The organism is Sorangium sp. So ce726 (genome assembly GCF_051521405.1).
Classification (GTDB): domain Bacteria; phylum Myxococcota_A; class Polyangia; order Polyangiales; family Polyangiaceae; genus Sorangium.
In genome coordinates this window covers 6,436,048-6,458,872 of the sequence record NZ_CP150349.1, presented here as the reverse complement: position 1 = coordinate 6,458,872, position 22,825 = coordinate 6,436,048, and the positions used below count along the sequence as shown (strand labels likewise).

16 protein-coding genes and 1 tRNA gene are annotated in these 22,825 nt (G+C 73.1%); 12 read left to right on the top strand and 5 right to left on the bottom strand.

The genetic code is table 11. The features are described 5' to 3' along the window. Positions 1-57: 57 nt before the first annotated feature. The 4 genes from WME79_RS24015 to WME79_RS24000 all read right to left on the bottom strand — a co-directional run bounded on the left by WME79_RS24015 (position 58) and on the right by WME79_RS24000 (position 4,962). On the bottom strand, positions 58-1,539 hold the full coding sequence (locus WME79_RS24015) for a sigma-54-dependent transcriptional regulator (RefSeq protein WP_437539932.1): 1,482 nt from the start codon (positions 1,537-1,539) through the stop codon (positions 58-60). A gap of 126 nt (positions 1,540-1,665) precedes the next feature. Then, complete coding sequence (locus WME79_RS24010) at positions 1,666-2,058, bottom strand: hypothetical protein (RefSeq protein WP_437539930.1); 393 nt, start codon at positions 2,056-2,058, stop codon at positions 1,666-1,668. A gap of 109 nt (positions 2,059-2,167) precedes the next feature. Continuing rightward, the gene (gene rimO / locus WME79_RS24005; protein WP_437539339.1) at positions 2,168-3,634 is read right to left on the bottom strand and encodes a 30S ribosomal protein S12 methylthiotransferase RimO; all 1,467 of its coding nucleotides are present in this window, start codon (positions 3,632-3,634) and stop codon (positions 2,168-2,170) included. Further along, positions 3,631-4,962 carry a dihydroorotase gene (locus WME79_RS24000; protein WP_437539337.1) on the bottom strand — a complete coding sequence of 444 codons (1,332 nt, stop codon included), beginning with the start codon at positions 4,960-4,962 and terminating at the stop codon, positions 3,631-3,633. The genes rimO and WME79_RS24000 overlap by 4 nt, the downstream gene beginning before the upstream one ends. A 262-nt stretch (positions 4,963-5,224) precedes the next feature. Between WME79_RS24000 and WME79_RS23995 the strand changes: the two genes are divergently transcribed. The 9 genes from WME79_RS23995 to WME79_RS23955 all read left to right on the top strand — a co-directional run bounded on the left by WME79_RS23995 (position 5,225) and on the right by WME79_RS23955 (position 18,605). After that, positions 5,225-5,311, top strand: a tRNA-Leu gene (locus tag WME79_RS23995). A 200-nt stretch (positions 5,312-5,511) separates the two neighbouring features. Beyond that, positions 5,512-6,690: a hypothetical protein gene (locus tag WME79_RS23990; RefSeq protein ID WP_437539335.1), complete on the top strand. Its 1,179-nt coding sequence runs from the start codon at positions 5,512-5,514 to the stop codon at positions 6,688-6,690. 66 nt (positions 6,691-6,756) lie between these two features. Beyond that, a complete protein-coding gene (locus WME79_RS23985) occupies positions 6,757-7,833 on the top strand; it encodes a DUF4190 domain-containing protein (protein ID WP_437539334.1) in 1,077 nt (358 codons plus the stop codon). A gap of 56 nt (positions 7,834-7,889) precedes the next feature. After that, positions 7,890-8,198, top strand: coding sequence for a hypothetical protein (locus tag WME79_RS23980; protein ID WP_437539332.1), 309 nt, complete (start codon positions 7,890-7,892; stop codon positions 8,196-8,198). A 78-nt stretch (positions 8,199-8,276) separates the two neighbouring features. Then, the gene (locus WME79_RS23975; RefSeq protein WP_437539330.1) at positions 8,277-9,353 is read left to right on the top strand and encodes a tetratricopeptide repeat protein; all 1,077 of its coding nucleotides are present in this window, start codon (positions 8,277-8,279) and stop codon (positions 9,351-9,353) included. After that, positions 9,353-10,369 carry a hypothetical protein gene (locus tag WME79_RS23970; protein ID WP_437539328.1) on the top strand — a complete coding sequence of 339 codons (1,017 nt, stop codon included), beginning with the start codon at positions 9,353-9,355 and terminating at the stop codon, positions 10,367-10,369. Before WME79_RS23975 ends, WME79_RS23970 begins: the two co-directional genes overlap by 1 nt. A gap of 92 nt (positions 10,370-10,461) precedes the next feature. After that, positions 10,462-12,105, top strand: a complete 1,644-nt coding sequence (locus tag WME79_RS23965) for a serine/threonine-protein kinase (protein ID WP_437539326.1) — start codon at positions 10,462-10,464, stop codon at positions 12,103-12,105. 178 nt (positions 12,106-12,283) lie between these two features. Next, a complete protein-coding gene (locus WME79_RS23960) occupies positions 12,284-17,629 on the top strand; it encodes a hypothetical protein (RefSeq protein ID WP_437539324.1) in 5,346 nt (1,781 codons plus the stop codon). Further along, positions 17,619-18,605 carry a S66 peptidase family protein gene (locus WME79_RS23955; RefSeq protein ID WP_437539322.1) on the top strand — a complete coding sequence of 329 codons (987 nt, stop codon included), beginning with the start codon at positions 17,619-17,621 and terminating at the stop codon, positions 18,603-18,605. Before WME79_RS23960 ends, WME79_RS23955 begins: the two co-directional genes overlap by 11 nt. 68 nt (positions 18,606-18,673) lie before the next feature. Here WME79_RS23955 and WME79_RS23950 read toward each other — a convergent pair whose 3' ends face one another. Beyond that, complete coding sequence (locus WME79_RS23950) at positions 18,674-19,600, bottom strand: lysophospholipid acyltransferase family protein (protein WP_437539320.1); 927 nt, start codon at positions 19,598-19,600, stop codon at positions 18,674-18,676. A gap of 99 nt (positions 19,601-19,699) precedes the next feature. On the opposite strand from WME79_RS23950, the gene WME79_RS23945 reads away from it, so the two are divergent. From WME79_RS23945 to WME79_RS23935, 3 genes are all read left to right on the top strand, one after another. Next, the gene (locus tag WME79_RS23945) at positions 19,700-20,665 is read left to right on the top strand and encodes an NAD-dependent epimerase/dehydratase family protein (protein WP_272093067.1); all 966 of its coding nucleotides are present in this window, start codon (positions 19,700-19,702) and stop codon (positions 20,663-20,665) included. Between the two features lie 8 nt (positions 20,666-20,673). Next, positions 20,674-21,339: a class I SAM-dependent DNA methyltransferase gene (locus WME79_RS23940; protein WP_437539318.1), complete on the top strand. Its 666-nt coding sequence runs from the start codon at positions 20,674-20,676 to the stop codon at positions 21,337-21,339. 87 nt (positions 21,340-21,426) lie between these two features. Further along, entirely contained in the window at positions 21,427-22,728 is a 1,302-nt protein-coding gene (locus WME79_RS23935) for a hypothetical protein (RefSeq protein ID WP_437539316.1), read from the top strand. The last annotated feature ends 97 nt before the right edge of the window (positions 22,729-22,825 follow it).

The following is a 22,825-nucleotide window of genomic DNA, read 5'->3' as shown; positions in this document are numbered from 1 at the left end:
GAGGGCAGGGTGCCGGAGGTGTGGGGTTGTGTTCTTTTGCGGCGGTGACGAAAACCGTCACTGCAGGGCGCCCGGCGGTGACGATTCTCGTCGGGATCCTCCCTCCGGGTCGTCGTCTCCCTCCCCATCGGCGGCAAGGGCGTGCTTGGCGAGGCGGTAGCGCAGCGACCGGAACGAGACGCCGAGCAGCTTCGCGGCCGCCTTGCGGACGCCGCCGGTGCGCTCGAGCGCCTGGAGGATGAGCCGGCGCTCGACCTCGCCGATCACCTCGTCGAGCGCGCACCCATCGGGCGGGAGCTGCGCGAGCAGCGGCGCCGGGCTCGCGCTGAGGCCGGCGACGGCGCTCGGGAGGTCACCGAGGCCGATCGTGGGCCCTCCGGCGAGCGCCACCGCGCGCTCCATCATGTTCTCGAGCTCGCGCACGTTGCCCGGGAAGCCGTAGGTGTCGAGCGCGCGCACCGCGTCCGTCGTCAGGCCGCGGACGTCCTTGCCGAGCTCGGCGGCGAAGCGGCGGAGGAAGCGCTCGGCGAGCCGCGAGATGTCCCCGGGGCGCTCGCGCAGCGGCGGCAGCTCGATGCGGATGACGTTCAGCCGATAGTAGAGATCCTGCCGGAACCGGCCCTGGCGGACCTCGGCCTCCACGTCGCGGTTGGTCGCGGCCAGGACCCGCACGTCCACCGAGATCTCCGCGGCGGCGCCGACCGGGCGGACCTTCCGCTCCTGGAGCACGCGGAGGAGCTTCACCTGAAGCGCGGCCGGCAGCTCCCCGATCTCGTCGAGGAGCAGCGTCCCGCCGTCCGCCTCCCGGAACAGCCCCATCGAGCGCGCGCCGGCGCCTGTGAACGAGCCCTTCTCGTGGCCGAACAGCTCGCTCTCCATGAGCGCCTCCGGGAGCGCCCCGCAGTTGACGACAAGGAACGGCTTGGCCGCGCGATCGCTCTGGTCGTGGATCGCGCGGGCGACCCGCTCCTTGCCGGTCCCGCTCTCGCCCGTGAGCAGCACGGTGGTGCGCGTCGGCGCGATCTTGGCGATCAGCTCGGCGATCCGCTGCATCGCGGCGCTCGTGCCGAGCGGCTCGCGCGACGGGAGATCGAGCCGCTCGAGCTGCGCGCGCAGGCGCTGGTTCTCCGCGACGATCGAGCTCTTCTCGAGCGCCTTCGCGGCGAGCGCGGTGAGCTCGGCCGGCGAGAACGGCTTGGTCACGAAGTCGTACGCGCCGTGGCGCATCGCGTCGAGCGCGCTCTCCACCGTGGAGTGCGCGGTCATCACGATCACCTCGGTCGCGTTGCTCCGCGCCTTCGCGGCCGTGAGCACCTCGATCCCCGAGCCGTCGGGCATCACGAGGTCGGTGAGGATGAGCGGGAACGGCTGCGGGTTCTGGCGGATGGCCTCGATGGCGGCGCGCGCTCCGGGCGCGACCACGACCTCGTAGCCCTGACGGTGGAAGGCAATGTGGAGCACCTGGCGGAGGCCCGGCTCGTCATCGACGACCAGCACCCGGGTGGCGTTCTGCGGGATGCTCGGCGGGCTCGACGCCATCACGCCAACACCCTATCACGATGCTCCGCTCACGCGTCGATAGCGGCCATCGGGCGCGTCGCGCCGCGTCGTCACGTCACCGCATCGTCACTATCCCACTTCGGCGCATGGGGCTTCGTCGCGCCCTCAGGGGCAGGCGTCGTTCACGACGCCGAGCGGTGTGCGCTCCTCGACGACAAACGATTGCGCCTCGCTCTCCTCGCCTTCGTTGCCCTCCAGCTCCTGCCATACGAGCAGGGTGTCGCAGACCTGGGCCTCGATCTCGAGGAGGTAACGGCCGTTCCTGTCGGTGTCGTCCTCGATCACGCCCCGCTGCGTCCGCTCGTTGAAGAGGCTCACGCGCGCGCCTGGGCTGCAGTTGCCCGAGATCTGCCACACCCCCTCGCGGTCTGCGACGGGCCGCATCGTGTCGGCTGGCTCGGGCGGGGGGAGCGGCAGCGTCGGGCTCAGGCACGCCGCACCGGCGAGCAGCGAGATCGCGAAGGCGACGGCGAGGTGAAGCGCAGCGCGGCGGAGCATCGGCACGGCACGGCGTCATAGCACACCGTGTGCCGCGCCCCCTCCGCCGTGGAGCGCCCTGATGCAGCGGGATTTTCAGCGATCGCGCCGCGACCCGATCGCCGGACCGTCAATTCTGTTGGCGCTCGCGTCCATCGGTTTGCAGCACGCGCAGGGCGACGCGCCGCTTCGCCGTGACGGCGCCGAGATCCGCGGCCGGGGGGAGCCCGGCGCCGCGCCCGCTCTCCTCGTCGTCGAGCAGCTCGCCGACGAGATCGTAGTCGCTCGCCTGCGTGATCCGGACGCGGCACATCTCGCCGGGGCGGACCTCGCCGCCGGAGAGGTAGACCTGTCCGTCGATCTCGGGCGCCTGACCGGCGTGGCGGCCCATCAGCACGTACTCGTGCTCGTCGCTCGTCCCCTCGACGAGCACCTCGAGCTCGCGGCCGATCATGGCGGCGCTCTTCTTGTGCGAGATGCGGCGCTGCAGCGTCATGAGGCGGCGGTAGCGGCTCGCGGCCGTGCGCGCGGGGACCTTGCCCTCGAGCTCGTAGCTGCGGCTCGCCTCCTCGTCGGAGTAGCGGAACACGCCGACGCGCTCGAACTCGGCCCAGCGCACGAAGTCGCAGAGCTCCTCGAACTCGGCGTCCGTCTCGCCGGGGTGGCCGACGATGAACGCGGTGCGGAACGTGAGGTCGGGGACGCGCTCACGCAGCGTGGAGACGACCCGGCGGAGGCGATCGCCGCCGTGGCCGCGCCGCATTCGCCGCAGCATCGCGTCGGCGGCGTGCTGGAGCGGCATGTCGACGTAGGGCACGACCCGCGGGTGGCCGGCGAGCAGGTCGACGAGGTCGTCGGTCATCGTCTCGGGGTACAGGTAGAAGAGCCGCACCCAGCGCACGCCGGGCACGTCGGCGACCCGCTCGACGAGCTGCGCGAGCGTCGCGCGCGCGCCGTCCTCGGCGCGGCCGGCCGCGTCGCGGCCGTAGGCGATCGTGTCCTGTGAGATGAGGTTGATCTCGCGGACGCCCGCCGCGGCGAGCTGCTCCACCTCGCGCACCACGTCCGGGATGGGCCGGGAGCGCTGCGCGCCGCGCAGGTCGGGGATCACGCAGAACGAGCAGGTGCGGTTGCAGCCCTCGGCGATCTTGACGTAAGCGCTGCCGCCGGGGGTCGAGAGGGTGCGCGGATCGCCGGCGTGGATCAGCCACTCCGCGGGGTTGCCGACGAGCATCCGCTCCGCGTCGCCCGCGAGCACACGGCCGAGCTTGAGCATGTCGCTCGATCCGAGGAAGTGATCGACCTCGGGCATCTCGCGGGCGAGCTCCTCGGGGTGGCGCTGCGACAGGCAGCCGGCCACGACCAGGCGCTTGCAGCTGCCGTGCTCCTTGTGCTGCGCCATCTCGAAGATGGCGTCGATCGACTCCTTCTTCGCCTCGCCGATGAAGCCGCAGGTGTTGACGACGATCACCTCGGCCTCGGCGGCGTCGTCGACGTGCGCGTAGCCGGCCGCGCGGGCGACGCCGAGCATCACCTCGGAGTCGACGCGGTTCTTGGGGCAGCCGAGGCTGACGAAATGGACCTTGCGCGAGCTCATGTCGCCGCTCCCTCGCCGTCGACGAAGACGACCCGCCCCGAGGCGAGCGTCATCTTGACGCGGCCCGTGAGCTGCCGGCCGAGGAACGGCGTGTTCTTGCTCTTCGAGCGGAGGCGCGCCGGGTCGAGCACGAAGCTCAGGTTCGGATCGACGAGGCAGAGCTCGGCGCGGGCGCCAGCCTTGATCGTGGGCGCCTCGAGCCGCGCGATGCGGGCGGGGGCGCGGGTGAGGGCGTCGACGAGCCGCCCGAGGGGGAGGGCGCCCTGGCGGACGAGGTCGAGCAGGACCGGGACGACGAGCTCGAGGCCGATGAGGCCGGGCGACGCCTCGGCGAACTCGCAGTCCTTCTCGAGCGTGGAGTGGGGCGCGTGGTCGGTCGCGACCGCGTCGATGGTGCCGTCCGCGAGCGCCTCGCGGAGCGCGTCGACGTCCGCCTGCTCACGCAGGGGCGGGTTGACCTTGCACGCCGTGTCGTAGCCGAGCACGGCGGCGTCGGTGAGCGTCAGGTGGTGCGGCGTCACCTCGGCGGTCACGGCGATGCCGCGGGCCTTCGCCTCGCGGAGGATGCGCACCGCCCCGAGCGACGAGATGTGCGCGACGTGGTAGCGCGCGCCGGTGGCCTCGGCGAGCAGCACGTCGCGCGCGACGATGATGTCCTCCGCCACGCGCGGCCAGCCCCGGAGGCCGAGCCGCGTCGAGATCGCCCCCTCGTGCATCTGCGCCCCGTCGGTGAGCGCGTGGTCCTCGGCGTGCTGGATGATCGGGAGATCGAAGGTCTTCGCGTACTCGAGCGCGCGGCGCATGACGGAGCTCGACGTCACGCAGCGGCCGTCGTCGGAGACCGCCACGGCGCCGGCGTCCTTGAGATCGGCCATCTCGGTGAGCTCGGTGCCCTTCTGGCCCATCGTGATCGCGCCGATGGGGTGGAGCGAGGGCCCCCCGATCGCGCGGGCTCGCGCGATCATGGCCTCGGTGATGGATCGGGTGTCGTTGACGGGCCGCGTGTTCGGCATCGCGCACACGTGGGCGAAGCCGCCGGCCGCCGCGGCGGCCAGCCCGGAGGCGATGTCTTCCTTGTACTCCTGCCCGGGCTCGCGGAGGTGGGCGTGGAGATCGACGAACGCGGGGAGGAGCAGGAGCCCATCGCCCTGGATGATCTCGGCCCGGTCGGCGCGGCGCAGCTCGTCGGTCGCTGCGCCGCGTCCCGCCCGGGTGATGACGCCGTCTTCCACGACGACGTCGATCACGTCGTCGAGCTGTTGGGCCGGGTCGACGGCGCGCACGCCGACGAAGAGAAGGAGGGGAGGAGGTGAGCCGATGGCCGCCATGGGAGCGCGCTCCCCTAGCACAGGCGCTCCTCGCCGTGCACCGTTGCCGCGTCAGCGGGGGAACCAACCCGGCAAGGAGACCGCGCGCCAGGGTCAGCTGGCAGCTGGAGGAAACCAGGAGGCCCGGGCAAAGCGAAGGACGGGAACGCGACGGAGGTGACGGATGCGACGGACGGAACAGTCGACGGAAGAAAAACGCTCGGGGCGTGACACAGCGCTTGACGGAACGCGAGGGGGTGAGGTAGTGATGCCGTCCCCGCTCGCGAAGCTGGCGGAATTGGCAGACGCGCTGGATTCAGGTTCCAGTGGGGTAACTCCCGTGGAGGTTCAAGTCCTCTGCTTCGCACCAAGCGCTCTTCTTATCCTGCTTCTCTAGCCACGACTCTTGCCAAAGTCGTGGCCCTGTCACTGCTCGCCATCTCCGGCAGTTCCTGTGATCGCCGCTCCTCCCCCTCAGCGGGAGGAGCCGCGAGTGCAGCCCCTGGTCCGAGCGGCTCGGGGGCGGTCCTCGCAGCAGCCGCTGCGTCGAGCGCCCCGACCGAGCCCGCCGTGGCCACTGCGCCGGCCGAGCCCGAGCTGCCGCGAGGGACCGGCGTCCAGGAGTTCGTGCCCATCGGCTCCCTCGAAGGGTGCAAGGCGAAGTCGGGTGATATCGCGACCTACATCCTGCGCGAGGGGATGGGGATCGCGGGGCGCGCCGACGGCTCGTTCGGCGCCGCGTGGCTCGTGGATCTCAAGGGAGGGGACGCGCAGATCGCGTTCGCCGGCTTCGATAGCGAGGCCCGGCAGGTCGCTCGCGCGAGGGCGATCTCGAGCACGCGAGACGCAGGGCTCCGGATCTTCTCCTCGGGCGACGCGTGGGCGGTCACGTGGTTCGACGCGGAGGGGCTCGCGTATGCGCGGCCCCGCTGGGAGACGAACCCGCCGGTGGAGATCCAGCGCGTCGGCGCGATCGGGAGAGAGGTCAGCGAGCATGTGGCCCTCGCGCCCGCTCCAGGTGGCGCCCTGGTAGCAGCGGCGCCCTTCGGGCCGGAGCGCCATCGCCTGGGGGTGTTCCAGTTCGCGCCGCTGGATCCTGCGCAGCCGCAGCTCAAGGCGGTCGGGGTCACGCGAAGCGCCAAGAAGCCACGCTGGCCGACGGTCGCTGCCGACGCGTCCGGTGGCTACCTCGTCGCCTGGCAGGACGAGGAGGACGGGAGCATCCGGGCCTCGCGGTTCGACGCCGCGGGCAGGGAAGGGAATGCCCACGTGGTTGCGACGCGACAGGGCGGCGACCGACCGGCTGGCGCCGCTCAGGAGACACCGGACAGGGATCAGCGGCTCGGGCTCGTGGCCACGGGCAGCGCCGGCGCGCTGCTGGTCTGGAGCGAGGGAGCCACCTTGATCGCCCGCGCGCTGGACGCCGAGGCGCGGCCGCGCGGGGCGCCCTGGGTCATCGGCAAGGGCAAGTGGCGCGCGCTCGCGCCGAGCGGCGACGGGGCCCTCGTGGCGTGGGTCGGCCACGATGGCAAGGTGGAGGGGCAAGCCCTCCTCGTGAAGCTGGCCGCCGACGGAGCGCCCTCTGCTCGAGGGATCCGGGTGTCGGATGGGGTGTTTCCCGTAAAGGATTCTCCCAGCGTGGCCCTCGCCGGTGAGCGGGTGGGCGTCGCATGGACGGAGCCCATGAGCACCGGTGTGAGCACGAAGCGCGCAGTCTTGCGTGTGCTCGAGCGCACCTGTATCCCCTGAGCGCTCACGCGACGAGAGGGCCCGTGCGGCGGGCGTAGCGCGGCCTCCGGCGCTAGAATGAAGAGCGTGAGCCACGCATTCGGCCCGACTCAGCCACCGCCGAACCGCGATGCGAACGAGCCGCCTGCAGCGCTCAGGGACGTGCAGGCGAGCGCCCTGCCCTGCGAAAGCGAGCCGCCTGCCGGCGCGCTGCCCTGCGACCCGGTCGCGGCCCGCGGGCGCGTCGCGCTCGTGCCGGTCGCTGCGCAGCTGAGCCGCGCGCAGGCGGCGCGGCTGATCATCCAGGATCCCTACCTCACGCCGCCGCCCCCGCCGCAGCGACGGCAGCTCTCCACGCTGGCCGTGAGCTCGCTCGTCGCGGTGCTGTTCGGGCCCCTCGGGGCGATCGCCGCGATCGCCTTCGGCTGGGCGGCTCGCCGCGAGATCGAGCAGGCCCCGGCCGTGCGCAGGGGGTACGCCCTCGCCAGCGTCGGGCTCGCGCTCGGCGTCCTGCTCACCCTCTGCTGGAGCTCGGCGATCGGCTTCGGCGTATGGATGTGGAGCACCCATCGCAGCGGAGAGACCGCCTCCGCCCTCCCGGAGGGGGAGGCCTCGCCGGAGCGGGCGAGCACGGCGTCGCCGTCGATGCCGCTGCCGGAGGCGCCTCCTCCGGCGGTGCAGCCGAGCGGCAGCGTCCCTCAGCACACGACCCACCGGCGCATCGGCGGGGTCTCCATCGTCGATATCGGCGTCGACGTATCCGTGCTCAGCGAGGAGCTCGCCAAGCAGCGCGCGGAGGCATACGCCCAGGGCGAGAAGGTCCTCGTGATGACGACGAGCGATCCCTGCGAGCCATGCCGCGGGGTCGACCGCTCGCTCAGCGATCCGCTGATGCAGACGGCCCTCCGGAGCGTGCGGCTCGTGCGCGTGGACATCGATCTCTTCAAGGAAGATCTCGATCAGATCAAGGTGCCGCGGCGGCTCTATCCGGGCTTCTTCCTGCTCTCGCCGGATCTTTCCCCGCAGGACGGGATCAACGGCGGCGAGTGGGACGACGACATCGCGCGCAACATCGCGCCCGTGCTGGGGGCGTTCGTGCGGGGCCAGTACACGACCCGCCGGCAGCCGTGGAACCCGCTGCCCGGCTCGGGCATGCGGCTCTGAGCCGGGTCGCGCGCGGCGACGAGCCTCTCGCGCGCCGGACAGGGTAAGCTCGAGCTGTGAAGCGCTTCGGCCAGCTCGCCCTCTTCGCTCTCTGCGTCGCGTTCAGCGTCTCGGCGGTCTACAACGTCGTCTCCGACAACGCCGACGTCGAACGGAGGGCGGCGCTCGTCGCGTGCGGCGAGGGCGGCACCGCGAGCGCGCCGGAGCCGCGCCGCGCGAGCGAGGGCTGCAGAGCGCAGATGACGCGGCTGGAACGGACGCCGTTCGGCCAGACCTTCGAGTTCACCACGGCGAAGCGCACGGTGGACGTCAGGTGCGAGCGGGCGCTCATGTTCGCCGGCGAGTACAGCTGCAAGCTCAGGTGATCGCCGCGGCGGCGGCCTTCACCCGGCCCGCCGCAAGACGCCGTTGTCCGCGCGGAAGTTACGCTATGGTGGGCGGCCGTGACGAGCCCCACAGCGCGCTTGCCTCGCTCGATCGGCCCCGAGGCCGGGCGCATCGTCGTGTGCTTCGTCTCCGCGATCGCAGCCGCCGCGGCGGTCGCCCACAGCGCGCCGCCGGCGCTGGCGGCGCAGGTGCCCCCGCCTGCGCCGCTCCGCGCGCCTGTGGTCGCGCCCGCCGCCCCGCCCGTCGCCCCGCCCGCGCAGCCGCCGCAGGGCGGCGGGCCGAGCCCTCCCGCCCCGCAGCCGCTCTCGCGAGACGAGGAGGAGAAGCGGCTCCGCATCGAGCGAGCGACCGCGCTGCACGACGAGGCGCAGCGGCGCTACCAGCACGGCGAGTACCGCGCGGCCATCGTGAAGCTGGAGGCCGCCGTGGCGCTCGATCCCGAGGGCAAAGAGCTCATCTACAACCTGGCGATGATCCATGAGCGGCTGGGCGAGATCGACGAGGCCGAGCGCTACTACCGCCGCTACCTCGACATGGAGGCGCTCCCGAAGGCGCGTGAGGAGGTGCACGCGGTCCTCAAGCGGCTCAAGGGCGCGAAGCGGGAGCTCGCCAGCGCAAAGCCGCCGCCGCCGTCCGCGCCCGCGAAGGCCGCCTCGGTCTCCACGGCGCTGCCGTATTTGCCGCGCTTGCCGCGCCATCCCGTGGCGGTCGGCGGCGCGAGGCCGCGCGCCACGTGGCTCGCCGTCAGCGGGGGCATCGCCGCGGGGTCGCTCGTGGTCGGCGGCGTCTTCGCCGCGCTCGCCGTGGCGCGGGATCCCGGGGCCGGCGAGCGCACCGGGGCTGGCGTTTCCATCGCCGACCTGCAGGCCGACGCGAGCGCCGCTCACCGGTGCGCCGTCGCCGCGGATGTCGCCTTGCTGGTCGCCGGGCTCTCCGGGGCAGCGGCGCTCTACCTGTACCTGTCTCCCGAAGCCCCCGCGGCGAGCCCAGCCTCTCGCGCGGCCTCGGCCGTCGGCTCGCGTGCGTTGACGCCGGGGCAGGATCGCCGTCTCCCGCGCGGCGCCGGTGCGGGGGCGCAGGGGATCAGCCTGTCGCTGGGCGCCGAGGGAGCCCGGCTCCGGGTGCAGTTCTGATGCGCCCCAGCGCCGCGCGGCGCAGGCTGATCCGCGGGCTCGCCGCGCTCGTGTCGCTCGGCGCCGGGTGCGAGGTCCTCGTCGACGGCACGCTGGGCCCGGTGCACTGCACGGACGAGGGCGCGATCGGGCCGCCGGCGTGCCCCGAGGGCGCCGTTTGCAGGGATGGCGCCTGCGCCGAGCAGCAGCTGGAGCGCGCGCTGGGCGCCCGCTGCGCGCGGCACGAGGACTGCGGCGCGCTCGATTTCTGCCTCGATCCCGCGCTGTTCGACGTCGAGGGGCCGCGCGTCTGCTCGCGCGCCTGCTGCAGCTCGAGCGACTGCGATCCTGTCCGGGATGCGGTCTGCTGGATCCCCGACGGCGGGGGGAGCGGCCTCTGTCGCATCGGCCGGGAGGTCGGTCGGCCCGACGTGGGCGCGCGGCTCTCCGGCGCGCCCTGCGCCGCGCCCGGCGACTGCCGATCCGGCGTCTGCAACGACGGCGCCTGCGTCGATGCCTGCTGCTCCGACACCAGCTGCGCCACGAACGGGGCGGCGTGCCGGCTCACGACGGACCTCGTCTCGTCTGGTCCGGCCTGGGCGTGCCAGGACGCCGCTCTGGGCGATGGAGGCTACTTCGAGCCGTGCGATCGGGACGAGGACTGCGCGTCCGGGCTCTGCGCCGAGGTTGAAGGGAGCGGCCGCTGCACCATCCCGTGCTGTGGCTCGGAGATGTGCCCGGACACGCCCGGCGAGGTGAGGCAGCGCGTGGGCTGCGCTGAGCTCGCGATCGACGGACGCTCGACCGTCCGCGCGTGCATCACGCTGCTGTCCGGGGACAGCCTCGCGGCCGTCGGCGTTCCGTGCACCACGCCCGAGGACTGTCGCAGTGGTATGTGCATCAAGCATCCTGAACAAACGCAGCGATTCTGTAGCGACGTCTGCTGCAGCGATGCGTCCTGCGGCGACGCCGCGTTCTTCGGCTGTCTCCCGAGAGCGACAGGCGAGTCGTGGGCCTTGCGGTGCGAGCCCAAGTAACGGACGATCCCCCCATCGCGGTGGTAGTTCGTGCAGCTGACGGCCAGTTCCCAGCCAGCGCCCCCGGGTCGCCCGGCGAGCCCAGCAGGGCCATGGCGCTGATTTGCCCGCGCTGTCACCTCCTCGCGGCCGTCGCTCTGGAGGGGAGGAGCTCGTCCAGCCAGCTCCCGTCCCCCGCCGGCGACCGCGGTTCCCAGGGCGGCCAGAGCGCGAGGCTACCTCGTTGCCCCCACGACGGGCTGGCCCTCGTGAGCCGCGAGGTGCTTGCCGAGACCGACGGAGATCCGTTCCTGGGGATCACGATCGCGGATCGGTTCGTGATCGTGGGCAAGCTCGGCGCCGGCTCGATGGGCACGGTGTACCGCGCGCGCCAGGAGGCGATGGGCCGCGACGTGGCCATCAAGATACTGCGATCGGACAGGGCCTTCGACGCGCAGGCGAAGGCGCGCTTCACCCGCGAGGCGCGCGCGATGAGCCTCCTCCGGTCGCCGCACACGGTCACCGTGTTCGATTTCGGCGAGGTCGTGGACGACGCGACGGACGCGGCCTTCGGCCGCGGTCGCTCTGCAGAGCAGAGCTCGCCCGTGGAGGGGACGACGTCGAGCAGCGGCTCCCTCTACCTCGCGATGGAGCTGCTCGAGGGCGAGTCGCTCGGCCAGCGGCTCAAGCGCCTGCGGCGGCTGCGCGTGGGCGACGCCGCCCGCTTCGCGCGGCACGCGCTCCTGTCGCTGGCCGAGGCGCATGACAAAGGGATCATCCACAGGGACCTCAAGCCGGACAACCTGTTCCTGGCGAGGCCCCCCGCGGGCGAGCACGAGGAGATCTGCAAGGTGCTCGATTTCGGCATCGCGAAGGTGATGACCGGGACAGAGCGGCCGGTCGACGCCCTCGAGACCCAGGCAGGCACCGTCTTCGGGACGCCGCGGTACATGTCGCCGGAACAGGCGCAGGGCAGGCCGCTCGACGCGCGGAGCGACCTCTACTCGCTCGGCGTCCTGCTCTATCAGATGCTGGTCGGGAGGCCGCCGTTCATCGACGACGATGCGGTCGTCGTGATGGCGAGGCACATCAAATCGTCGCCGGTGCCGGCGAGCGAGGCCGCGCCGGACGCCAGGATACCGCCGTCGCTCTCGCAGCTCCTGCAGCGCGCCCTGGCCAAGCGGCCCGAGGATCGGCCGCGGAGCGCCCAGGAGTTCATCGCCGAGCTCGATCGCGCGATGGACGAGGCCAGGCCGAGCCTCGACCGCGAGCGCCTCGGCCCGGCTCAGCCCGCCGAGGTCGGCGCCACGAGCGAGCTGCTCGCGGTCGTGGGCGACGGCGCCGACGCCGCGCAGGCGCCGAGCACGCTGCGTCCCGCGCCACGGAGGCGCACCTCGCGCGTGGTCGTCGGCGCCGGCGCCCTTTCTCTGATCGTGATGGCGCTCGCCGTGCGCGAGCTCCGCCGGCCTGCGGACGGCGGCGCGCGCAGCCTTCAGAAAGGGGTAGCGCTGGAAGCGAGGGCACTCGCGGGCGCGATCTCCCGCGCCGACCCGCCGCCCGCCGCTGCGCTGACCGCACCGGAGCCGCCGCCCGCGCCGGAGCCGCCGCCCGCCGCACCGGCGCCGCCGCCCGCCGCGCCGACCCCGGCGCCCGCGGGTGTCGCCAGCGCGGCGCCTGTGCCCACCGGCGTTCCATCGGCGTCGACACCCAGGCGAAAGTCAGCGCAGCCGCGCAAGCCGTATGTGAAATTCGACTGATGACGGCACGCGCGCGGCACCGCTGCGCGCGGCCGACGTGGGTCCCCGAAGGCCCGCTCTTCCATGGAGTCCCGTCGCGCGAGAGACAGCGGCGCCCGATCGTGAATGGCGCCGAGAGTCGCTGTACGAGCCGGAGGCTAACGTGTAACTTCGCCGCGCACCGATGGATCCCCGGGAGATGGAAACGCTCGTCCAGCGGCTCGTCACGAATCCGCATGACGGGGAAGCCCTGGCGTATGCTCACCGAGCCGGGGAGCAGGACCCACGCTCGTACGCCATGCTGCTCGAGCGCGTCGGCAGCTCCACCGCAGATCCATCGTACGCGGCGCACTGGTTGAGCGAGGCCGCGAACGTGTGGTCGACCACCATCGGCGACGCGCACCACGCCGCGCGGACGCTCATGATCGCGATCGACAAGGATCCGACGCAGCGGACCGCGGCGGAGCGGCTGGCGCAGCTCTACCGCGACAAGGGCGATCAGAAGGCGCTCGTCGCGCTCCTGGAGCGGCTCGTCAAGGCGCTCACGCCGCTGCTCTTCGAGCGGCCCGAGGTGCGCGCGCAGGTCTCGACCCTGCACGAGGAGCTCGGCCGGCTGTGGAGCGAGCCGCCGCTCTCGCGGCCGGAGCGCGCCCTCGAGAACTGGCGCCGCCTGGCGGAGCTCGACCCGCACAACGTCTACGCCATCTACGCCGCACGCGAGATGCTGAAGGCCCAGCAGCAGTACGCCGAGGCGATCCCGTACTTCGCGATGGAGCAGGCGCTCGTCGACGACCCGGAGCGGCGGCTCGCCCTGCTGCGCGACGAGGCTGACATCCGGCGTCGCGCCGGCGATCTCGCGGGCTCCACCGTGGCGCTGAGGAACGCGCGCGCGTTCGTGCCGCACGACGTGGGGCTCATCCAGGCGCTCGGCGTCGCCATCGTCGACCGCATCGAGGCGGGCGAGCCGGTGCCGCAGGCAGAGCGTGACGAGGCCGCGGAGCTCTTCGTGGCGCTCGCGGAGACGTACGACGGAGAGTACGGCTATTCGTACTCGGTCTACGCCCTCCGCGCGGCGCCCGGGCACGATCGCGCCATGCAGCTCGCCGACCACTACGGGAAGCAGCTGGGCCGCATCGCGGAGCTCCGACCGCGCTACCTCGCCTACCTCCAGGTCAACCCGAACGGGTTCATGGCGCCCGAGGCGCGCAAGCGGGCGTCCGTGCCGCCCCCCCCGCGGCTGCCGTCGGTGCCGCCGCCGCCCATGGGCGTGGCTGCCGCTCCTGCGCACCGGTCGTCGGTGCCGCCGAGCGCGGGAGCCGCCCATGCGCACGCGTCAGTGCCCCCCTCGGGTGTCCTCTCGTCGCCGGCTGTCGCTGGGCTGGTCGAGCCGGGGGTGGCCGCGTTCGCGCCGGCGTCTTCGTTCTCTCCCGCGCCAGGGTCGACGGCGCCGGACACGCTGGCTTCGCCTGCGGACGCCGCAGCGCCGGCCTCCGCGGGGGCGTACGGCCTGGCCGGCGCCGCGCCGGCGCCTGGTGCCTTCGGCGGCTCGGCCGCCTCGGAGGCGCTGCAGCCGCCGAGGGAGGAGCCGGCCGAGCTTCGCAAGCCGCTGACGCTCGCCAGGCTCCGCGAGATCCTCAAGGGCGAGCCGGCCAACCCGGACGTGCTCGCGCAGGTCGAGGAGCAGCTGCGCCAGAAGCGGATGTTCGTCGAGCTGCGGGACGTCCTGCTCGCGGCGGCGCGCGTCCCCGAGGCGCCCATCGAGCGCAGGAAGGCGCAGCTGCGCGACGTGGCCGGGCTGTGCGAGGCGCAGCTGCGGGACATCGACTCGGCGGTCCAGGCCTGGAAGCTGCTCTCCGAGCTCGATCCCGGCGACGCGCAGGCCCAGGCCGAGCTAAGGCGGCTGCTCGAGCGGAGCTCGCGGTGGGACGACCTCGCCGCGCTGCTCGAGCAGGACGCCGCGGCGACGCCCGACGTCGCGCAGAGGGTCGAGATCGAGAAGGCGCTCGTCGAGCTCCACGAGCAGAAGCGCCGCGACCCCATCGCGGCCGCGGAGGCGTGGGTGCGGATCGCGGGCCTCACGCCTGACGACGGCGCGGCGCTCCTGTCCGCCGTCAAGCTCTTCGAGCGCGGCGAGCGCTTCGATCTCGCGGCGCGGGTCCTCGCCGACGCGACCTCCTGGTTCCGGGGGAAGCTGAACCATGGGCCGCTCCTTCAGAAGCTCGGCGAGCTCCGGATGCGGCTCGACGAGCCGGGCGCCGCGGGCGACGCCTACGGCCAGGCCGCCGAACTCCTGCGCCAACCGAGGCTGTGGGAGCTCGCGCAGAAGGCCTACGTCGCGGCGGGGCGGCTCGCCGAGGCGGCGAGGGCGCTCTGCGAGCGCGCGCTGCTCGCGGATCGCAAGGCGCGCCCGGCGCTCCTCGTCCAGGCCGCCGAGCTGCTCCTGAGCGCAGGGGACGTCGACGGCGCGCTCGACCGCGTCGAGCGCGCCATCGAGATCGATCCGGCGACCGACGCCGCCCCGGCGATCGAGGACCTCTACCGGCGCGCCCACCGGCGGCCCGAGCTCGTGCGGTTCCTCCTGAGCCGGGCCGAGGTGCTGGGCGACAGGGCGGAGCGCGTCGCGGCGCGACGGGCCGCGGCGGCCCTGCAGCGCGAGCTCGGCGAGCGCGACGGGGAGCGCGCGACGCTCACGCTCCTGCTCGCCGACGGCGACGACGCCGAGGCGATCGCGCGGCTGGCCGAGGACGCCGGTGAGCGCGGCGATCACCAGCAGGGCGCGGAGCTCCTCCGCAAGCTCGGCGACCTGACGGACAGCGAGCCCGGCAAGATCTCGCTCGCCCTGCGTGAGGCGCGCATGCTCGCGGAGGGCCCCGGCGACCTCGAGGCCGCGATCGCGCGCTACGAGGCGGTCGTGGCGACGCTCGATCCGCAGAACCGGATCGCGCTGCGGGGGATCGCCGATCTGGAGGAGCAGCGCGGCAACCCGAAGGGGGTCGCGGGCGCGCTCGAGCGTGAGCTCGTGCTCGTGTACGACCACGACCAGGTCGACATCGCGCAGCGGCTCGCGGCGCTGTACGAGGGCCCGCTCGACGATCCGCGCGGCGCCGTCCGAGCGCTCGAGATCGTCCACGCCGTCGAGCCGGACGACCTCGATGCGGTCGCTCGGCTCCTGCGGCTCGCCGAGCGGCTGAACGACTGGCCGAAGGTCGCGCGTCTGATGGCGATCCTGATCGAGGTGGAGGGCGACGACGACGAGGCGTCGCAGATGACACGGCGCCTCGCCGAGATCCTGGACCAGCAGCTGGGCAAGAGCGACGAGGCGCTGGCGCTCCTGGAGCGGCTCGCCGATCAGGGCGACGAGCCGAGCCGAGAGGCGTACGTCGCGCTCGGCGACCGGATCGGGTGGAAGGGGATCGTCGCGACCAAGCTGGTCGCCTGGAACGAGTCGATCGCGCGCGCGGGGCGCGAGGTCGCCCTGCGCGGGGCCTTCGAGCGCTTCGTGGAGGTCGGTCGCCAGAAGGACGCCGCGCGCGTGGCGATGGAGCTCGCGCGCTCGCGCACCGCCGACGCCGGCCTCGCGGAGAAGCTCGAGGCGATCGCGGTGGAGCTCCAGGATCGCGAGGCCCTCACCGTCGCGCACGAGCTCCTCGCCAGGGATCTCGCGGGCACGGCCCGGGCGGTGGAGCTCGTGCGGCAGGCCGAGGTCCGGGTCTCCGTGGGCGCCGATCCGCTGGAGTCGATCCACCACGGCGAGGGCGCGCTCGCGAGCGTGCCGACCGCCGAGGTCGAGCCGCTGCTCCAGCGGCTCGCGGCGCTCGCCGAGGCCCCGGGCCTCATCATCGACCTCTTCGAGCGCCAGGTGAGCCGGTGCCGCACGCCGGCCGATCGCCTCGCGGCGCTCGTCCGCGCCGCCCAGATCGCCTGCGAGCGCGGCGCCATCGACCGGGCGAGGAGCTTCTTCGAGCTGGCCCTCGGCGGCGGCGTTCAGGAGGAGACGATCGCCACGCTCGAGCAGGTGGCGCGCGACGACGACGAGCGGTCGCGGTCGACGGCGCTGCGCACGGTCCTCGCCGAGGCGCTCGCGGCCGGCGGCCAGGGCTCGCGCGACGGCGGCCGCACCCGGGCGGCGCTCCTGCGGCGCGCGGCCACGATCGCGTACCAGGACCTCGGCGACGTCGACCGCGCCTTCGGCTGGCTGGGCGACGCCGTGCTCACGCAGGTCGACGACGCTTCGCTCGACGCGCTCGAGGCCCTCGGGCGCGAGGTGGGCGATCTGCCCCGCGTCGGCGCGACGCTGGACCGCGCGCTGGACGAGGTCTTTGACGGCCCGCTCGTGCGCAAGCTCCTGCAGCGTCGCGCCAGGCTGCGGCGCGACGTGCTCGGCGACCGGCAGGGCGCCGCGGCGGACCTGAAGAAGCTTCACGACCTGTCGCCCTCGGATCAGGACGTGATGAACGACCTGTCGGGTCTCCTGCTGGAGCTCGGCGATCACCGCGGCATGATCCAGCTGTACGAGGACCAGATCCTCCGCGGCCGCGATCCGGCGCAGCGGGCAGAGCTCGCGCGCAAGGTGGCGCGCCTCTGGGAGGAGGAGCTCGGCGAGGCGCGAGAGGCGGCGGACGCCTGGCGCCGCGTCCTCCGCATGAAGGCGGGCGATCCGGACGCGACCGCGGGCCTCGAGCGGGCCAAGACCGGCAAGCTCAAGCGCACCCCGCCGCCTCCTTCGCTGCCGACCCGGGCGCCGGGCCCGCCGCTGACTGAGCCGCCGCTCGCGCCCCGGGCGCCGGCGCTCGAGACGCTCGGCCTCGAGGCCAGCGCGGTGGCGGCGGCGGTGAGCAACGGCTACGCGGGCTCCGAGGCGCACGAGGGCGTCGAGGCGCAGCAGGCCGCGGAGGCGCAGCAGGCCGCGGAGGCGCAGCAGGCTGTGGAGGCGCAGCCGGTTGCGGAGGCGCAGCCCGTTGAGGTGTACCCGGCTGCAGAGGTGTACCCGGCCGCAGAGGTGTACCCGGCCGCAGAGGCGTACCCGGTTGCGGAGGCGTACCCGGCTGCGGAGGTGTACCCGGCTGCGGAGGCGTACCCGGCTGCGGAGGCGCAGCCGGCGGACGCCGCCGCCTCGCAAGCGCTGCCGGTCGAGCCGGAGCGGCAGGTCTGGGCCTACGGCGTCGCTTCGCACGCCGACGCGGTCGACGCGAACAGCGGCGCTGCCCATGTCGATGTGGTGCTGCGCGAGGGGCAGAGGCTCCCTCTGGATAGCGCCACCCAGGTCATCCAGATTGCTCCGGCTGCGTATTCCGATGCGCCAGCTGCTCCCGCGCACTGGTCGGAGCTCGACGCTCATGCAGCGCCGCCGACGCTCGGCGACGTCGACAACGGCGAGGCCCATCGAGCGCACGATGAGGCACCCCTCTCGGCCCCTGCGCTGCCCGTCGCGCCCGCAGCCCCCATGGCGCCTGTCGTGCCGCCCCTGCCTGGCTCCGACGCGATCGACGTCGACACCGATGCGGAAGACGTGGAGTTGATCGACGACGACCCTGGTGCTCGCTAGCTCTCCCCCGCCGATCCTGCCGCCGGCCCTCCGGCCGGGCGATACCGTCGCGGTGATCGCCCCTTCCAGCCCGTTCGAGCACGTCCTCGCGCGGGTCGGCATCGGCTGGCTCGCCCAGCGCTACCGCGTCCTCTTCGACGCGGGCGAGGGGCCTCCGTTCGACGGCGACGTCCACGGGGGCGGGCCGCCATCGCTGTCGGCGCCCTCCCATCACGGGCTGTTCGCGCGGGCCGGGTACCTGGCCGGCAGCGACGCCCGGCGCAGCGGCGAGCTCGCCCGCGCGCTCTCGCATCCCGACGTCAGGGCCATCTTCGCGGCCCGCGGCGGCTACGGCGCGAACCGGTTCGTCCACCGGCTCGACTGGAGCGTCCTCGCGGCGCACCCCCGCTGGATCGTCGGCTTCTCCGACGTCACGGCCCTCCACGTCGAGGCAGCGCGCGCGGGCGTGGCGTCGCTCCACGGTGTCCACGTCACCGCGCTCGGGCGCGGCGACGCCCGCGCCCGCGCCGCGCTGATCCGCGCCCTCGAAGATCCGCTGGGTGAGCGCCGCTTCGACGGCCTCACCACGCTGCGCGCCGGCGTGGCCGAGGGGCCGCTCTTCGGCGGCAACCTGGCCCTGCTCCACGCCTGCGCCGCCGCGGGACGGCTCCGGGTCCCGGAGGGGTGCATCCTCCTGCTCGAGGACGTCACCGAGCGGCCCTACCGCATCGATCGCATGCTCGCGACGCTCGAGGTCGGCGGCCACCTCGCCCCGGCCGCGGCGGTGGTCCTCGGCGACTTCGATCAGTGCGCACCAGGCCCCGACGGCATCACGGTGGACGAGGTCCTCCGCGACAGGCTGCTCCCGCTGGGCATCCCCGTCGTCGCCGGGCTGCCGATCGGCCACGGCCATCGCAACGAGCCCGCCATCCTTGGCGGCCACGCGCGCGTCCTCGCTCACGGCCCCGAGGCCGCGGTCACGCTGGCGGGCGCCTGAGCGCCCGCGCGCTCACGACATCACGCGCTCACGCGCTCACGCGCTCACGCCATCACGCGATCACGCGATCACCAGAAGATGCTCTTCCGCTCCTTCAGGCCGCGGTTCAGCATCGACTGGATCCGACCCTTCACGAGCGCCACCTTCTCCTGGATCACCGCGTCGTCGTCGTCGGGGTCACCGTGGAACGTCATCGGCTCGCCGAAGTAGATCCGGTATCGGGTCGGCAGCGGCAGCTGGCCGCCGGGGAGCAGGAGCTGTGGGATGATCGGGAACGTCGGCATGCCGAGCGCCTTCGAGACCGACTCGAGGTTGCCGAGCGAGATGTACTGTTCCTCGCCCCCGATGACCGCGATGGGCACGATCGGCGTGTCGGTCTCGAGCGCGAGCCGCATGAACCCGAGCCCGAAGTCGAGCAGCTGATAGCGGCTGGAGAACCCCTTCGAGATCCCCTTCGTTCCCTCCGGGAACACCAGGATCGCCGCGCCCATGTCGAGCAGCCGCCGCGCGTTCTCGGGGACGCCGACGACCTGGCCCACGCGCGAGAAGAAGGTCGCCACGAACGGCAGCGTCTGCGTCCACTTCTCGACCATGCTCCGCATCACGCGCGGCGGCTCCGCGTCCAGGAACAGCGAGGCCGCGATGAGCATGCCGTCGAACGGGAGCTGGCCCGAGTGGTTCGCGATGAGGAGCACACGGCCGGTCGGGACGCGCTCGATGCCGAACACCTCGGTCCGGAAATACAAGCGATGAAAGAACGCGGCGACCCCGACCGCGTACTTCGCCCACTCCCGGTCGAGGCCGAACGGGTCGACCCCGTCCGCCGCGTGCGGCAGCGCGACCCGGCGCAGCCGGTCCTCGAAGTCCTGACCGAGCAGCCGGATGGTGGCGTCGTCGATCGTGCCGCGCAGGCTGTCGACCCCGACGCGCGCGAGCGGCAGCGCGCTGTGGGTGACGAAGTGGCTCAGCCTGGCGAGCGTCGTTCTGCTGGCCATGGGCGGCGGACGATAGCAAAACTCGCGTGGGCCTGCACCGGCACGAAGGGCTTGACCATCGGCCTCCTCGAAGCGACCGTCGCTCCGATGAGCGAACGAATGCTCGGTCGAGGCCGCCGTCCCGCTGCGGACACCGATCCGTCCCTCCGGTCCATCCTCATCACCGGCATTTGTGGTCGCCTCGGGCGGCGCCTGGCGCGGCGCCTCCACCGCGAGCGGCACGTGATCGGCGTCGACCGGCGCAGCTTCGAGGGGCGCCCCAAGGACATCGAGCATCACCAGATCGACATCCGCCGCAAGAAGACCCAGGACATCTTCCGCCAGGAGCAGCTCGCCGCGGTGGTCCACCTCGGGGTCATGCACGATCCGCGGGTGAGCCAGATGGAGCACCACAGCTGGAACCTTGCTGGGTTCCAGCGGCTGCTCGAGTTCGTCGCGCAGTACGACGTGCCCAAGCTCATCGTGCTCTCGAGCGCGAACGCCTACGGGCCGCGCCCCGACAACCCGCAGTTCATCACCGAGGACGCCCCGCTGCTCGGCGGCGCGTCGTTCAGCGAGATCCGCGACCTCATCGAGGTCGACATGCTGGCGCAGTCGTTCTTCTGGAAGCACCCCCAGACCGAGACGGTCATCCTCAGGCCGGTCCACATCCTCGGCTCCGTGCGGAACGCGCCGTCGAACTACCTCCGGCTCAACGTGATCCCGACCCTCCTCGGCTTCGACCCGATGGTGCAGGTCATTCACCAGGACGACGTGGTGTCCGCGATCCTCGCGGCGCTCCGCCCCGGCGTGCGCGGGATCTTCAACCTCGCGGGGCCCGCGCCGCTGCCGCTCTCGCGCGTCATCGAGATGACCGGCCGGGCGCGCGCGGCGATTCCCCACTTCGTCATGCAGACGATCATCCCGCGGCTCTGGCGGTTCAGGGCGACCTCGTTCCCGGCCCCCGAGCTCGATCACATCCGCTACGTGTGCATGGTCGACGACCGGCGGGCGCGCGACATCCTCGGCTACACGCACGAGCACGACATCCAGGAGACCGTGCAGGCGGTCGACGACATCACCTGAAAGGCGTCATGAAGCGAGCGACCCGGATCGAGCGGCTCGTCGACTACTACGAGGACTTTGCGCCCGACTACGTCTCCACCTGGAAAGACATCCAGCACTACGAGAAGCCCGTGCGCGCGTTCCTGCGCGAGGTGGTCACCGAGGGCGCCCGGGTGCTCGACGCGGGCTGTGGTCCGGGCCACCTCACGCGCGATCTCCCGCCGTCCGTCGAGGTCGTCGGCTTCGACATCGCCGAGGGGATGCTCGAGATCGCGCGCAAGAAGCGGCCCCACGGCGCCTATCACCGGCACGACTACCACCTCCCGATCCCCCGCTCCTGGGGGCGGTTCGACGTCGCCCTTGCGCTCGGCACACTCGAGTTCTGCGACGAGCTCTCGCTCGTGCTCAAGAACCTCGCCGGCGCGATGCGCCCCGGCGGCCGCCTGCTGGTGAGCATCGTCGAGCGGCGGCCGAACGTCCGGCTCCACGAGCGCCACGCGCGCCCGCTCTCCGACGCCGAGCTGAGCGGCGTGAAGATGTATCTTTACACCTTCGCCGAGCAGACGGACGCCATCCTGGGTTCTGGCCTGCTCCCGCGCAGCTACCGGCTCCACCCCGGCTGGCGACACACCGAGTACGACGTCGACGTGCTCTACGCGCTCTGGGACCTCGAGGCATCAAGCAGCGGCCGGTGATGCACCGTGGACAGCGCGGCGAGCCTTTCCGCGCCGCGCTGTCCAGGGTATCTCGTGGAGAGTCGTGGAGAGGAGAGCCACGGTTCGATGGAAGTGAAGCTCGGCGGCACCTTCCTGACCTGCGCAATGGGGCCGCTGCACCACGCCGGCGCGTGCATGCAGGCGAGCCGTGTGCCGGAGGGGCTCCGCGAGCTGGCGCCGGAGGGGCTCCTCGGCGGCTTCCAGCGCGGCGTCGATCAGGCCGCGAAGCTCGCGGGCGTGCGCAGGGAGGACGTCGAGCGCCTCCTCCCGATGGCCGACGTGCGCGAGGCCATCGAGCGGCTCGGCGATAGCCAGTCCGAGGCCGTCCTCGCCTGGGACGTCTACGCCGGGCGCATCGGCGGGCTGCTCGAGGGCGTCGCCGAGGTGACCGACCACGGTCGGGCCCCCGACGCTGGCATGTGGCTCGAGCGGCTGGCGAACAAGGTCCGGCGCGATCGCCCGTTCGCGGAGCCGCTCCAGGTGCTCGCCGAGGACATCGCGCAATGGCAGGCGATGATCGGCCGCTGCCGCAAGCTGCTCGACGAGAGCGGCGGCGGCGCGCTCGCCAAGGCGTATCACCGGCGGAGGCTCCGCAGGATCGCGTCGATCGTCGTCTCGGCCCTCGTGATCGTCGCGGCGCTGTCGGTGATCGTGCGGTTCCGCGCCGCCCGCGCGCGCGTCGATGCGGTCCTGGAGCGCCCGGAGGTGTGCGCGGTCCGCGACATCGCAGAGGACGATCTCGGCCGCGCGGCGAGCGAGCAGCAGCGGCGCGTGGCCGCGCGGCTCGATCAGTGCGCCGCGGTGGAGGCCCGCGAGGCGCGCGAGCGCGAGGAGCGGCTGCGCGCCGAGGAGAGAGCCCGCGAGGAGCAGCGGCTGCGCGCGGAGCGCGACGAGAAGTGCGCCGCGCTCGCCGTGCGGTTCAAGGCGGGGGCGTTCTCGGACGACGACGGCAAGATCGCCGGCGTGGAGAACGATCTGCTCCGGCGGATCGCGGGGCGGCGGCTCCTCGCCACCGACGTCGGGCCCGCCGGTCCCGCGCTGCCGTGCGAAGGCGCGCGCGGCGGCGACGAGCTGCGCGCGGCGTTCGCGGACGCCCTGATCGCGTCGGTCTGGACGTGGGCGCCGGCCGCCGATCCCGGCCCGAAGCTCGGCGATTTGCTCGTGGCGCGGCGCGCGGAGCTGCCTCCCCGCGCGCAGACGATGCTCGGGGTCCGGACCGGATACGAGTCCAAGCGGGCCATCGTATCGGGCGATCCGGCGGCGCTCGGGCGGGCGTCGCGCCTGTGCGCGCTCACGGCGAAGCTCGAGATCGCGAGCGGGGCCGGCTGCGCGGCGCTGGCGAGGCTGGCCGTCAAACCGGGGCCGTGAGCCGGCGGTCCGAGGGATCGCGGCGGGAGCTGCGCTGACGTTGGGTCCGTCGGGCGAGCGCGTCGTCGCGGACGCTCATCACCTCTCGCTCGACCAT